We start from the raw sequence: 12,040 nt of genomic DNA, 5'->3' as shown, positions 1-12,040 counted from the left end.
TCGCTTCGCTCGCTCAAGGACCGGTACGTCACCCGGTCGTCGAGCGAGCGAGGGACGAGCGAGACGAAACGTCACGAACGTAGGAGCACACATGGACTTCGGAGTCGTCCTGCAGACCAATCCGCCCGCCGCGCGCACCGTGCAGCTCGCCCGGCTCGCCGAGGCGCACGGGTTCAGCCACGTGTGGACGTTCGACTCGCACCTGCTGTGGCAGGAGCCCTACGTCGTCCACTCCGCGATCCTCGCCGAGACCAAGCGGGTCACCGTCGGGCCGTTCGTCACGAACCCCGCGACGCGCGACTGGACGGTCACGGCATCCGTCTTCGCCACGCTCAACGAGATGTACGGCAACCGCACGATCTGCGGCATCGGCCGCGGTGACTCGGCGGTGCGCGTCACCAACGGCAAGCCGGTGACGATGGCCGAGCTGCGCGAGTCGATCCACGTGATCCGGGAGCTCGCCAACTCCCGCCCGGTCGAGTACAAGGGTGCGACCCTGCAGTTCCCGTGGAGCCGCGGATCGCAGCTCGACGTCTGGGTGGCCGCGTACGGCCCGCTGGCGCTGAAGCTCACCGGCGAGGTCGGCGACGGCTTCATCCTGCAGCTCTCGGACGTCGACATCGCCGCCTGGATGATCAAGACGGTGAAGGATGCCGCGGCCGCCGCCGGCCGCGACCCGGAGTCGCTGTCGTTCTGCGTGGCGGCGCCCATGTACATCGGCGAGGACCGGGCGCACATGCGCGACCAGTGCCGGTGGTTCGGCGGGATGGTGGGCAACCACGTCGCCGACATCGTGGCCAAGTACGGCGAGCACGGGGCCGTTCCCGACGCGCTGACGGACTACATCGCAGGTCGCCAGGGATACGACTACAACACCCACGGCAAGGCCGACAACGACCATGTCGACTTCGTGCCCGACGAGATCGTCGAGCGCTTCTGCATCCTGGGCACCGCCGACGAGCACATCGCCAAGCTCGAGCAGCTGCGCGAGCTCGGCGTCACGCAGTTCGCCGGCTACCTGCAGCACGACAACAAGGAGGAGACCCTCCGCGTCTACGGCGAGACCGTGATCCCTGCGCTTCAGACCCACGTCGCCGCGAAGAAGTGAGGGCTGCGGCATGAGACCGATCGGCTGGTCGGCCCGGAGGCAGGGCGAGCTGCGCGGCTGGATCGCCGCGGGCTGGGGAGCCCTCGGCGTGCTCGCCGTGCTCGTGCTGTGGGAGCTGTACAAGTTCCTCGGCCCCAGCGACGGGTTCGTGATCGGGGCGGTGGCAGGCGAGTCGGGCTCGGGTGTCATGATCCTGCCGCGCACCCACGACCGCGCCATGCCGCACGTCTGGGACATGGTCGCCCGGCTGTTCGCCCCGACCAGCGGCGGCGATACCCCGCCGCTGTGGGTCTCTGTCGCCGGCGCCGCGCTCGTGACGCTCGGCATCGCGGCAGTCGGCTGGCTGATCGGCGTCGCCGTCGGCGCCGTGCTCGGACTCGTCATGCAGCGCTGGCGCCTGCTGGAGTGGGGCCTGCTCCCCTGGATCGTTGTCAGCCAGATCGTGCCGCTCATCGCGTTCGCCCCGGTCGTCAACGCCATCGGCAATCAGATCGACCGCGGCGGCGGCTCCTGGCCGCAGTGGCTGTCGGTCGCCGTCATCGCGTCGTACCTCGCGTTCTTCCCGGTCGCCGTCGGCGTGCTCCGCGGCCTCGGCTCACCCGACCGCATCCACCTCGATCTGATGAACAGCTACGCCGCCGGCTACTGGCCGACGCTCCTGCGCCTGCGGCTGCCCGCCGCGGTGCCGCACCTGCTGCCCGCGCTCCGGCTCGCCGCCGCGAACGCCGTGCTCGGCGCCGTCGTCGCCGAGGTGTCGATCGGCATGCGAGGCGGAATCGGCCGCATGCTGATCCAGCTCGCCGGCCAGGCCTCGAGCGACCCCGCCGCGCCGTGGGGACCGACGTTCGGCTCGATCGCCCTCGGCCTGATCGCCGCCGGCTCGGTGGCCCTCATCGGCCTCGGACTCGCCAACTACCGCAGAGGAGAGGCCACCGCATGACGGACCTTGCCGTGCACGCAGCCGCAGTCGGGAAGGTCTTCCCGACTGCGACCGAGGAGGTCGTCGCGCTCACCGAGGTCGAACTGGAGGTCGCCGCCGGCGAGTTCGTGTCGCTCATAGGCCCCTCGGGCTGCGGCAAGTCGACGCTGCTGCGCCTGATCGCCGACCTCGACCAGGCCACCACCGGCGCCCTCGAGATCTTCGGCAAGCCGGCCAAGCGCGCCCGCATCGACCAGGACTACGGCATCGCCTTCCAGCAGGCAGGACTCCTGCCGTGGCGCACGGTGGCCGCCAACATCGGACTGCCGCTCGAGCTGCACGGCACCGGCAAGGCCGCGCGGGCGACCCGCGTCGCCGAGCTCGCCGAGCTGGTCGGTCTCTCGGACTTCGTCGACCGGTACCCCGACCAGCTGTCGGGCGGCATGCAGCAGCGCGTCGCCATCGCGCGCGCACTCGCCGCGCGGCCGAGGCTCCTGCTCATGGACGAGCCGTTCGGCGCGCTGGACGAGATGACGCGCGAGCGGCTCCAATCCGAGCTCACACGCATCGCGGCCGAGACATCGGCCGCCGTGGTGTTCGTGACGCACTCGATCCCCGAAGCCGTCTTCCTGTCCGACCGCGTCGTCGTGATGAGCCCGCGTCCCGGCCGCATCACCGACGTCATCGCGACGGGTCTCGGCGAACAGCGCGACGAGGCGCTGCGCGAGTCGCCGGCGTTCTTCGATCGCGTCACCGCCGTCCGCGAGGCCTTGCACGGCTCGCCCGTCGCGAGGGCGAGTGAATCATGACGGATACGGCGACCACGATGCTGCCCGCCCCGCCGACGCCGGCGGGCAAGGCGCAGCGCCCCGAGCCCGGCGAGCGCGAGCTTCCGGGGTGGCTGCGGTGGGTGGCGCCCGTCGTGGTCGGCATCCTGATCCTCGCGATCTGGATCTTCTGGGTCGACGTGCTCGGCACCGCGCCCCGGATGCTGCCGAGCCCGATCGCGATCGCGGAGGAGTTCGTCCGCCGGTTCCCGATCATCCTCGACGACATGAGGATCACGGCCACGAACGCGCTGATCGGGCTCGTGGTCGGATCCCTCCTCGCGCTCCTGTTCGCGGGACTCGCCGCCGCGGCCCGGCCCATCGACGGCATGCTCGCCCCGCTGGTGTCGGCCCTGGCGGTCATCCCGATCGTCGCGGTCACGCCGATCCTCAACACGATGTTCGGCGCGTCGAGCCAGTTCGGGCGCCAGGCGGTGGCGACGATCGCGGCCTTCATCCCCGTGTTCGTCAACGTCCTGCGCGGCCTCCGCCAGACCCGGCCCGTGCATCGCGATCTGCTGCGCTCGTCGGCGGCATCCGGCTTCCAGACGTTCCGCGTGCTCACCCTGCCGACCGCGCTCCCCTATCTGATGACGGGCCTGCGCATCGCCAGCTCGCTCGCCGTGATCGCCGCGCTGGTCGCCGAGTATTTCGGCGGCCCGGCCGACGGCATCGGCACCGCCATCGCGACCTACGCGAAATCGGGGCGCGCCGCCCTCGCATGGGCCTATGTCCTCGGCGGCATCATCATCGGCCTCGTGTTCTTCCTCGTGACCTCGCTGCTGGAGCGGCTGGCGACGAGGCGGTCGCCGGGCTAACCGGCGGGTATCGACAGGCTCTACCACCAAGAAAAGACGCACCACACGAAAGGAACGCAATGAGACACAGCAACTCACGCAGGTCCGGCATCCGACGTGGGCTGGCCGCGGCATCCGTCGCGACCATCGCGGCACTCGCCCTCGCCGCCTGCTCCGGCTCGGGCGACACCGATGACGGCGGCGACGACGCGGACTTCGAACCGCTCAGCTCGATCAAGCTGCAGCTGCAGTGGCTGCCGCAGGCGCAGTTCGCCGGCTACTACGTCGCCCAGGAGCAGGGCTACTTCGAGGAGGAGGGCTTCGACGACGTCGAGATCGTGCCGTCGGGCGGTGACATCGTGCCGCAGGACGCCCTCGTCGCGGGCGATGTCGACTTCGCGATCGCCTGGGTGCCGAAGGTGCTCGGCACGCTCGAGGCGACGGGCGTCGAGCTCACCGACATCGCGCAGGTGTTCCAGAAGTCGGGCACCCTGCAGGTCGCGTGGAAGGGCGATGGCATCACGTCCGTCTCGGACTTCGAAGGCAAGCGCATCGGCTCGTGGGGCTTCGGCAACGAGTGGGAGATCTTCGCCGCGATGGCCGCCGAGGACCTCGACTCCACCTCCGTGTCGATCACGACCCAGGACTTCTCGATGAACGCCCTGCTCGACCGTGACGTCGACGCCGCCCAGGCGATGACGTACAACGAGTGGGCGCAGATCCTCGAGGTCGTGAACCCGGAGACGGGCGAGCTCTACCAGCCCGAGGACTTCGACGTCATCTCGTACGAAGACACCGAGGGTGCCATGCTGCAGGACGCGATCTGGGCGGACACCCAGCGCCTCGAGGAAGACCCGGCGTACGCCGACGCGGCCGTCCGGTTCCTGAAAGCCGTGACCAAGGGCTGGATCTACGCGCGCGACAACCCCGAGGAGGCTGCGACGATCGTCTACGACATCGCCTCCAACGCCGAGGCCGCGTTCCCCGTGGGCCCGGTGCACCAGCTGTGGCAGATGAACGAGGTCAACAAGCTCATCTGGACGGGTGTCGACTTCGGGCTCGTCGATGAGGCCGCGTGGGACAAGACCGTGGCCGGAGCGCTGTCGGCCAAGAACCAGGACGACCTCGAGCTCATCACCACGGAGCCCGCCGACTCGGCCTATTCGAACGAGTACATCGAGAAGGCGCTCGCCGAGCTGAAGGACGAGGGCGTCGAGGTCGCCGGCGAGTACACGCCGATCGACGTCACCCTCACCGAGGGCGGTCAGTAGGTCGGGATGCGTTTCGTCTCGCTCCGCTCGCTCAACGGCCGGCTTGCGGTCGGTCGTTGAGCGAGCGAGGAACGCGGTCGTTGAGCGAGCTTGCGAGTCGAAACGCAGAGACGAAACGCCCTGAGCGAGACGGAACGCCCTTGACCCGGCGACAGAGAACGGGAAGCGTGGCCGCATGACCGAAGATCTCGACGCGCTCGCGAAGCAGCTCGACCGCGAGCACGTGTTCCACTCCTGGTCCGCGCAGGCCGGGCTCGACCTCCCCGTCATCGCGGGCGGCGCCGGAACAGTGGTGTGGGATCACGCCGGCCGTCGCATGCTCGACTTCTCGAGCCAGCTGGTGAACGTCAACATCGGGCACCAGCATCCTGCCGTCGTCGCGGCCATCCGGGCGCAGGCCGAGGAGCTCGCGACGATCGGCCCCGCCACGGCCAACCTCGCCCGCGGCCGGGCGGCGCAGCGCATCCTCGGCAAGGCGCCGGACGGCTTCGCCAAGGTCTTCTTCACCAACGGCGGCGCCGACGCGATCGAGAACGCGATCCGCATGGCCCGCCTTCACACCGGCCGCGACACGGTCCTCTCGACCTACCGGTCGTACCACGGCAACACCGGGGCGGCGATCGTCGCGACCGGCGACTGGCGACGGATGCCGAATCAGTTCGCCCGCGGCCACGTGCACTTCTTCGGTCCGTATCTGTACCGCTCGGAGTTCTGGGCGACCACGCCCGAGGAGGAGTCGGAGCGGGCGCTGCACCACCTCGAGCGCGTCATCCAGTCGGAGGGCCCCTCGACGATCGCGGCGCTGCTGCTCGAGTCGATTCCGGGCACCGCGGGGATCCTGCTGCCGCCGCCCGGCTACCTCGCCGGTGTGCGGGCGCTGGCCGACCGATACGGCATCGTGCTGATCCTCGACGAGGTCATGGCCGGGTTCGGCCGGACCGGGCGCTGGTTCGCGTTCCAGGGGTACGACGTCGTGCCCGACCTCATCACCTTCGCGAAGGGCGTGAACTCCGGCTACGTCCCGGTGGGCGGCGTGATCATCTCGGACGAGATCTCGGCGACCTTCGACGACCGCGTCTTCCCCGGCGGGCTCACGTACTCCGGGCACCCGCTGGCGGCGGCATCCATCATCGCCTCCATCGACGCGATGGAGGCGGAGGGCATCGTCGACAACGCCCGCCGCGTGGGCGAGGACGCGATCGGCCCGGGGCTGCGCGACCTCGCGGCGCGGCATCCGCTCATCGGCGAGGTGCGGGGCGAAGGCGTCTTCTGGGCACTCGAGCTCGTCTCGGACCGCGAGTCGCGCGAGCCGGTGGGCGCAGACGTGATCGGCCGGCTCAAGAAGGAGCTCACCTCGCGCGGCCTGCTGCCGTTCGCCGCTGACAACCGGATCCATGTCGTGCCGCCCTGCGTCGTCACCGACGGGGAGGTGCAGGAGGCGATCGCGATCTACGATGAAGCCCTGACGAGCGTCGAGGAAGACGGTCCCTGAGCCTGTCGAAGGGCTGACGCGTGCATCCCGCACTGCTGGGCGATCACGAGTCGCTCAGGCGGATTCCAAAGGAGGAACACGACAATGACGGACACGATGGAGCACACCGAGACGGTGGGTGCCGACACGACTGTCCTGGATCACTGGGTGAACGGCGCCCCCTGGGCGGGGGCATCCGATCGCACCGGACAGGTGTTCAACCCGGCACTCGGCATCGTGCAGAAGCAGGTGCGGTTCGCATCCCGCGCCGATGTGGGCGAAGCGGTCGACGCCGCCTCGGCGGCGTGGGCGCTCTGGCGCGACGCATCGATCGCGAAGCGCCAGGCGGTGCTGTTCAACTTCCGCGAGCTGCTGAACCAGCGCAAGCAGGAGCTCGCCGAGATCCTGACCGCCGAGCACGGCAAGGTGCTCTCGGACGCTCTGGGCGAGATCGCCCGCGGCATGGAGGTCGTCGAGTTCGCGTGCGGCGTGGGGCACCTCACCAAGGGCGCCTACTCCGAGAACGTCTCGACCGGCATCGACGTGTACACGCTCCGCCAGCCGCTGGGCGTCGTCGGCATCATCAGCCCCTTCAACTTCCCGGCGATGGTGCCGCTGTGGTTCTTCTCCGTCGCGCTCGCCGCCGGCAACGCGGTGGTGCTCAAGCCCAGCGAGAAGGACCCGACCGCCGCCAACTGGATGGCGGCGCTCCTGACCGAGGCGGGCCTGCCGGAGGGCGTCTTCAACGTCGTGCACGGCGACAAGGAGGCCGTCGACGCGCTCCTCGAGCACCCCGACGTGCGCGGGATCTCGTTCGTCGGCTCGACGCCGATCGCCAAGTACGTCTATGAGACGGCGACCGCGCACGGCAAGCGCGTGCAGGCGTTCGGCGGCGCCAAGAACCACATGCTGGTGCTTCCGGATGCCGACCTCGACCTCGCCGCGGACGCCGCTGTGAACGCGGGCTTCGGCTCGGCGGGCGAGCGCTGCATGGCGATCTCGGTGGTGCTGGCCGTCGACACGGTGGCCGATGAGTTCGTGGCCAAGGTGTCGCAGCGGATGAAGACGCTCCGCACCGGCGATGGCATGCGCGGGTGCGACATGGGCCCTCTCATCACCGGGCAGCACCGTGACAAGGTCGCCTCGTACATCGACGTGGCGTCCTCCGACGGCGCGTCGGTGGTCGTCGACGGTCGCGACGTCGACATCGACGGCGACCCGAACGGCTTCTGGCTCGGCCCGACGCTCATCGACAACGTGCCGACGACCTCGTCGGTGTACGCCGACGAGGTGTTCGGCCCGGTGCTCTCGGTCGTGCGGGTCGAGGGCTACGAAGACGGCCTCGACATCATCAACGCCAGCCCGTACGGCAACGGCACCGCCATCTTCACCAACGACGGCGGCGCGGCGCGGCGCTTCCAGCATGAGGCGACCGTGGGCATGATCGGCATCAACGTGCCGATCCCGGTGCCCGTCGCGTACCACTCCTTCGGAGGCTGGAAGGCGTCGCACTTCGGAGACACGAAGGCGTACGGCCCTCACGCGTTCGAGTTCTTCACCGCCGAGAAGGCCGTCACCTCACGCTGGCTCGACCCGTCGCACGGCGGGATCAACCTGGGCTTCCCGCAGCACGACTGACGCGTTTCGTCGCTCTTCCTTCGCTCAGTGAACGATATCCGGTCGTTGAGCGAGCGAGGAACGAGCGAGACGAAACGCCCTGGGCTGAGGTGCGTCGTCGGTCCAGCGCGTTTCGTCTCGCTTCGCTCGCTCAACGACCGGGCAGCGGCGGCACGAAGACCGTCACCGCGCGGGGGACGGCGACGCAGCGCAGCGTGAAGCCGGTAGGCGCCTGCTCTTCGAGCTCGCCGTCGTGGACGAAGACCGACGGATGCCCCTCTTCGAGGCGCACCGTCATCGCGAACTCCGCGACGAGCAGACGCTCGACGTCGGAGCGAGGCGGCATGAGCCGCACCGCCCGCAGCACGGCGGCGGTGCGCCGCCCGAACGCGAGGGACGCCATCGCGCGCAGCCGTGAGCCGCGCGCGTGGTGGATGCGGACGTCGAGTGTCGGTTCAACGAGCGTCTCTCGCTGCATCGTCGCGACGCGCTGGGGATCATTGCGCCCGATGCCGACGAACACGGACCACACGCGCGCCCGCCGGCCGTCGCGCACGATCGTCAGCGACTCCGCCGTCCTGAGCGTCCGCCAGGCGGCGACCATCCCGCCCAGCCACTTGCCGAGCGACTGCCGCCGGCGATCGCGCTCGTCGATCAGCTCGGGGTAGGTGCCCACCGACACCGCATTGAGCGCGAGGATCGGCTCGCCGTCGTCCGCCTGGGCCTCGATCGCGCTCACCTCGATGGTGGTGCCGCTCTGGAGCGCGTCGATGGCCGTGTCCACGTCGTCGAGGCCCGCCGAGCGGGCGAAGTGGTTGAAGGTGCCACCCGGCATCACCAGGAGCGGACGCCCGTGCTCCCGGGCGAGCGCCGCCATCCGCGACACCGAACCGTCCCCGCCGTAGACGCCCAGGATGGCGGGGGGTTCCTCCGACCGCATCGCACCGGCGACCACCTCGGCGAGGTCCTCCCCGTCGCCGAGCTCGTGGATCGTGGCCTCGGGCAGTCGCGCAGCGAGAGTCCCCGCGGGGTCCGCCCGCACCACGGCGGTGCCGGAGGCGGCGTTGCGCACGATGAAGACTCCCCGGCCGTCGGCGAACGCGGGCGGCTCGGATGAGGACGGCATGCTCCTGAGGCTACCCGCGGACTCAGGCAGGGAAGACCGGCCTGTTCTCGTAGAAGGTCTGGAGCACGACCGTGGTGCGCGTGTTGACCGAAGCCGACGAGCGGATGTCGCGGATGAGCGTCTCCAGGTGCCGGGGGGAAGCGACCCGCACCAGCAGCATGTAGCTCGCGTCGCCGGCGATCGAGTGGCACGCCTCGATCTCGGACAGGTGCTCGAGAAGCTCGGGCGCGTTGTCGGGCTGGCCGGGATCGAGCGGCGTGATCTCGACGAATGCGGCGAGCGGCTTGCCGACGGATTCGGCGTCGACGAGCGCGCGATATCCCGTGATGACACCACGAGCCTCCAGCCGGCGCAGCCGGGTCTGCACGGCCGAGATCGAGAGCCCGACGGCCGCGGACAGCTCGGCCAGCGTCGCGCGCGCATTGCGCGACACCTCGCGCACGATCCCCGCATCGATGTCGTCGTCGAGGCGTCCGGGGCCGTCTTCGCTCATGCCCCCAGGCTACCAGCGGCCGCCTGCAACGACAGGAAGTCTTCCTGCTACGCATATGTATCGCCGGAAGATATCCCGTAGAATCGACCCGAGATCATCCTCGACTCGAAGATCGGAGGTTCACATGTCCATCCACGCCCGCACCACGCAGGTCATCGTCGGCGAACCCGAGGTCGTCGAGGACCCCCGGCTCGCCGAGACCAGCGACGCCTGGCGGCAGCTCAAAGAGGCGGCGACCTCGATCCAGGCCCTGCAGGCGCAGGACGGCTCGGTTCCGGATGCCGCCGCACGCGTCGACGCTCTAACCCACGTCGCCGGGATCGTCGCAGGCATCCGCGCTCTCGCGCCCGCGTTCCCGCACGACGCCGAGTACCTGGCCGCGTCGGTGCGCGACTTCGAGCGCTGGGCGGACGAGGGCTTCGGCATCCCGGACTTCCTCGATTCGCTGCAGGCGTTCCAGCCGCAGCAGGACCGGGCCGACGGCATCCGTCATCTCGTCGTCTTCCCGATGTACACGCAGAACGGCTCGAGCGACCGTCGCGTCGAGGCGGTGCTCGTCGAGGTGATCTGGCCCGAGTTCATCGCGCGGCTCGAGGCCGGCGACTACGGCAACAAGCTGTTCGTGTCGCTGCGGTTCCTCGACTTCACGCCCGGCTACGACACCAACAGCGCTGTGCTCTTTCCTGAGACCGTCGCGATGCGCGAGATCCCCCGCTTCACGTGGGGCGCGATCTTCCAGGACCGCGAGGCGGCGCGCTACCGCCGCGTCGTGCGGGCCGCCGCCGAGATCACGAAGCTCGACCTGCCTGCGGATGCCGCGCGCATGCTCGACGACCAGGCGCTCACCGAGAAGACGTTCGTGATGTGGGACATCATCCACGACCGCACGCATATGCGCGGCGACCTGCCGTTCGATCCGTTCATGATCAAGCAGCGGATGCCGTACTTCCTGTACTCGCTGGAGGAGCTGCGGTGCGACCTCACGGCGTTCCGCGAGTGCGTGGCGATCCAGCGTCGGCTGTCGGCGCGCGCGGATGCCGGCGAGAGCCTGGACGCCGCAGAGGCGGAAATGCTCGAGCACGCGAAGCTCGTGCAGTACGCCGTGATCTTCGACCGGATCTTCCGCTTCGCGATCACCGGCTCGCGCGTGCGCAACTATGACGGGCTCGGCGGCCAGCTGCTGTTCGCGTGGCTGCACCAGCGCGACGTGCTGCACTGGACCGACACGGCGCTGGCATTCGACTGGGAGAACGTGCCCGCCGCCGTCGTCGCGCTCGGCGAGGCGATCGACGACCTCTACTGGCGCTCGATCGACCGACCCAAGACCGCGCACTGGCTCGCCGCGTACGACCTGGTGCGGACGACGCTGACACCCAACCCGGCATCGCATTGGGCGCGCGGACTTCCCGATGAGATCCTCGCCGGAGCGCCAAAGGGCTACACCGACGCGGTCATGGACGACGAGTTCCCGCTGTCGATGTTCTTCGAGGCGCTCGACAAGAAGATGAGGCCGGTCATCGAGTCGACCGCCGGCATCACCGGCCGCGTCTGCTGACATCACCGACGTCCTCGGCGGGAGCGCAGGGTCTCGCCGAGGACCCGCGGCCGTCGACGGCCGGCGAGACCGTGCGCCCGAGGCGTGGAAGGGTAGGAGCATGAGCGTCACAGGCAGGCTTGTGGTCATCTCGGGCGCGACGAGCGCCTCCGGTCTCGCGGCGACCCGCGAGCTCGTCGCCGCAGGCGCCCGCGTCGTCGCGGTCGGCCATGACGCGCAGAAGCTGCGGGAGCTCACGGACTCGCTCGACACGGGCGCCGGCGCCGCCGGTGCCGGCCAGGCGGGAAGCCTCCGCACCGAGATCTGCGACCTGACGGACGAAGCGGACGTCGCCGCCCTCGCCGAGCGCGTGCACGCCACCGACGGCCGCGTCGACGGAGTGCTCCACCTCGTCGGCGGATGGCGGGGCGGCGGCGGCCTCGCGGGGCAGACCGAGGAGGACTACCGCTTCCTCGAGCGCTCGCTCACCGCACTCCGCCACGTCAGCCGGGCGTTCGACGCCGATCTGCGATCGTCGTCGTCCGCGCGCACCGCCATCGTGTCCTCGACGGCGGTCGAGCGCCCGCTCGCCGGCGGCGCCAGTTACGCCGCCGTCAAGGCCGCGAGCGAGGCGTGGGCGCGAGCCGTAGGGCAGGGGTTCGCGAGGGCCGCGAAGGACTCCGGGCAGCCGCTGGCCGCGGCATCCGTCATCTTCCGCACCAAGAGCCTCGACGGCCTCGAAGAAGCGCTCGCGCAGCGATTCGCCGACCTCTGGGCGACACCCGCCGCCGAGACGAACGACACGATCGTCGAACTCACCGACCCTTCGCTCTGACGATCCCCGGCGGAGCCGGGTCGCCGCGCGAACTAGATTGGA

11 protein-coding genes are annotated in these 12,040 nt (G+C 69.9%); 9 read left to right on the top strand and 2 right to left on the bottom strand.

Annotated elements, in window-relative coordinates:
* Positions 1–91 precede the first annotated feature (91 nt).
* The 7 genes from MRBLWS13_RS15900 (at position 92) to MRBLWS13_RS15870 (ending at position 8,031) form a co-directional block, all read left to right on the top strand.
* Complete coding sequence (locus tag MRBLWS13_RS15900; RefSeq protein WP_349426303.1) at positions 92–1,108, top strand: TIGR03842 family LLM class F420-dependent oxidoreductase; 1,017 nt, start codon at positions 92–94, stop codon at positions 1,106–1,108.
* Between the two features lie 10 nt (positions 1,109–1,118).
* The gene (locus tag MRBLWS13_RS15895; RefSeq protein WP_308867792.1) at positions 1,119–2,048 is read left to right on the top strand and encodes an ABC transporter permease subunit; all 930 of its coding nucleotides are present in this window, start codon (positions 1,119–1,121) and stop codon (positions 2,046–2,048) included.
* Positions 2,045–2,836, top strand: coding sequence for an ABC transporter ATP-binding protein (locus MRBLWS13_RS15890; RefSeq protein ID WP_349426302.1), 792 nt, complete (start codon positions 2,045–2,047; stop codon positions 2,834–2,836). Before MRBLWS13_RS15895 ends, MRBLWS13_RS15890 begins: the two co-directional genes overlap by 4 nt.
* Positions 2,833–3,672: an ABC transporter permease subunit gene (locus MRBLWS13_RS15885; RefSeq protein ID WP_349426301.1), complete on the top strand. Its 840-nt coding sequence runs from the start codon at positions 2,833–2,835 to the stop codon at positions 3,670–3,672. Before MRBLWS13_RS15890 ends, MRBLWS13_RS15885 begins: the two co-directional genes overlap by 4 nt.
* Before the next feature lie 59 nt (positions 3,673–3,731).
* On the top strand, positions 3,732–4,922 hold the full coding sequence (locus MRBLWS13_RS15880) for an ABC transporter substrate-binding protein (protein WP_349426300.1): 1,191 nt from the start codon (positions 3,732–3,734) through the stop codon (positions 4,920–4,922).
* 175 nt (positions 4,923–5,097) lie between these two features.
* The gene (locus MRBLWS13_RS15875; protein WP_349426299.1) at positions 5,098–6,414 is read left to right on the top strand and encodes an aspartate aminotransferase family protein; all 1,317 of its coding nucleotides are present in this window, start codon (positions 5,098–5,100) and stop codon (positions 6,412–6,414) included.
* An 84-nt stretch (positions 6,415–6,498) separates the two neighbouring features.
* The gene (locus MRBLWS13_RS15870) at positions 6,499–8,031 is read left to right on the top strand and encodes a CoA-acylating methylmalonate-semialdehyde dehydrogenase (protein ID WP_349426298.1); all 1,533 of its coding nucleotides are present in this window, start codon (positions 6,499–6,501) and stop codon (positions 8,029–8,031) included.
* A 130-nt stretch (positions 8,032–8,161) separates the two neighbouring features.
* On the opposite strand, the gene MRBLWS13_RS15865 is transcribed toward MRBLWS13_RS15870, so the two are convergent.
* Both MRBLWS13_RS15865 and MRBLWS13_RS15860 read right to left on the bottom strand, forming a co-directional pair.
* Positions 8,162–9,136: a diacylglycerol kinase family protein gene (locus MRBLWS13_RS15865; RefSeq protein WP_349426297.1), complete on the bottom strand. Its 975-nt coding sequence runs from the start codon at positions 9,134–9,136 to the stop codon at positions 8,162–8,164.
* Positions 9,137–9,158: 22 nt separating this feature from the next.
* Entirely contained in the window at positions 9,159–9,629 is a 471-nt protein-coding gene (locus MRBLWS13_RS15860; protein WP_349426296.1) for an Lrp/AsnC family transcriptional regulator, read from the bottom strand.
* 124 nt (positions 9,630–9,753) lie between these two features.
* On the opposite strand from MRBLWS13_RS15860, the gene MRBLWS13_RS15855 reads away from it, so the two are divergent.
* Positions 9,754–11,184: a DUF6421 family protein gene (locus tag MRBLWS13_RS15855; RefSeq protein ID WP_349426295.1), complete on the top strand. Its 1,431-nt coding sequence runs from the start codon at positions 9,754–9,756 to the stop codon at positions 11,182–11,184.
* Positions 11,185–11,284: 100 nt separating this feature from the next.
* Entirely contained in the window at positions 11,285–11,998 is a 714-nt protein-coding gene (locus tag MRBLWS13_RS15850) for an SDR family oxidoreductase (protein WP_349426294.1), read from the top strand.
* Positions 11,999–12,040: the final 42 nt, after the last annotated feature.

Source organism: Microbacterium sp. LWS13-1.2, from assembly GCF_040144835.1.
Classification (GTDB): Bacteria; Actinomycetota; Actinomycetes; order Actinomycetales; family Microbacteriaceae; genus Microbacterium.
Note: the sequence above shows the minus strand (reverse complement) of the source record. Positions and strands in the feature narration are given on the sequence as shown.

Bases quoted from the DNA above. Each gene is read 5' to 3' on its own strand.
- MRBLWS13_RS15900 (WP_349426303.1), top strand. From the start codon at position 92: ATGGACTTCGGAGTCGTCCTGCAGACCAATCCGCCCGCCGCGCGCACC.
- MRBLWS13_RS15895 (WP_308867792.1), top strand. From the start codon at position 1,119: ATGAGACCGATCGGCTGGTCGGCCCGGAGGCAGGGCGAGCTGCGCGGC.
- MRBLWS13_RS15890 (WP_349426302.1), top strand. From the start codon at position 2,045: ATGACGGACCTTGCCGTGCACGCAGCCGCAGTCGGGAAGGTCTTCCCG.
- MRBLWS13_RS15885 (WP_349426301.1), top strand. From the start codon at position 2,833: ATGACGGATACGGCGACCACGATGCTGCCCGCCCCGCCGACGCCGGCG.
- MRBLWS13_RS15880 (WP_349426300.1), top strand. From the start codon at position 3,732: ATGAGACACAGCAACTCACGCAGGTCCGGCATCCGACGTGGGCTGGCC.
- MRBLWS13_RS15875 (WP_349426299.1), top strand. From the start codon at position 5,098: ATGACCGAAGATCTCGACGCGCTCGCGAAGCAGCTCGACCGCGAGCAC.
- MRBLWS13_RS15870 (WP_349426298.1), top strand. From the start codon at position 6,499: ATGACGGACACGATGGAGCACACCGAGACGGTGGGTGCCGACACGACT.
- MRBLWS13_RS15865 (WP_349426297.1), bottom strand. From the start codon at position 9,136: ATGCCGTCCTCATCCGAGCCGCCCGCGTTCGCCGACGGCCGGGGAGTC.
- MRBLWS13_RS15860 (WP_349426296.1), bottom strand. From the start codon at position 9,629: ATGAGCGAAGACGGCCCCGGACGCCTCGACGACGACATCGATGCGGGG.
- MRBLWS13_RS15855 (WP_349426295.1), top strand. From the start codon at position 9,754: ATGTCCATCCACGCCCGCACCACGCAGGTCATCGTCGGCGAACCCGAG.
- MRBLWS13_RS15850 (WP_349426294.1), top strand. From the start codon at position 11,285: ATGAGCGTCACAGGCAGGCTTGTGGTCATCTCGGGCGCGACGAGCGCC.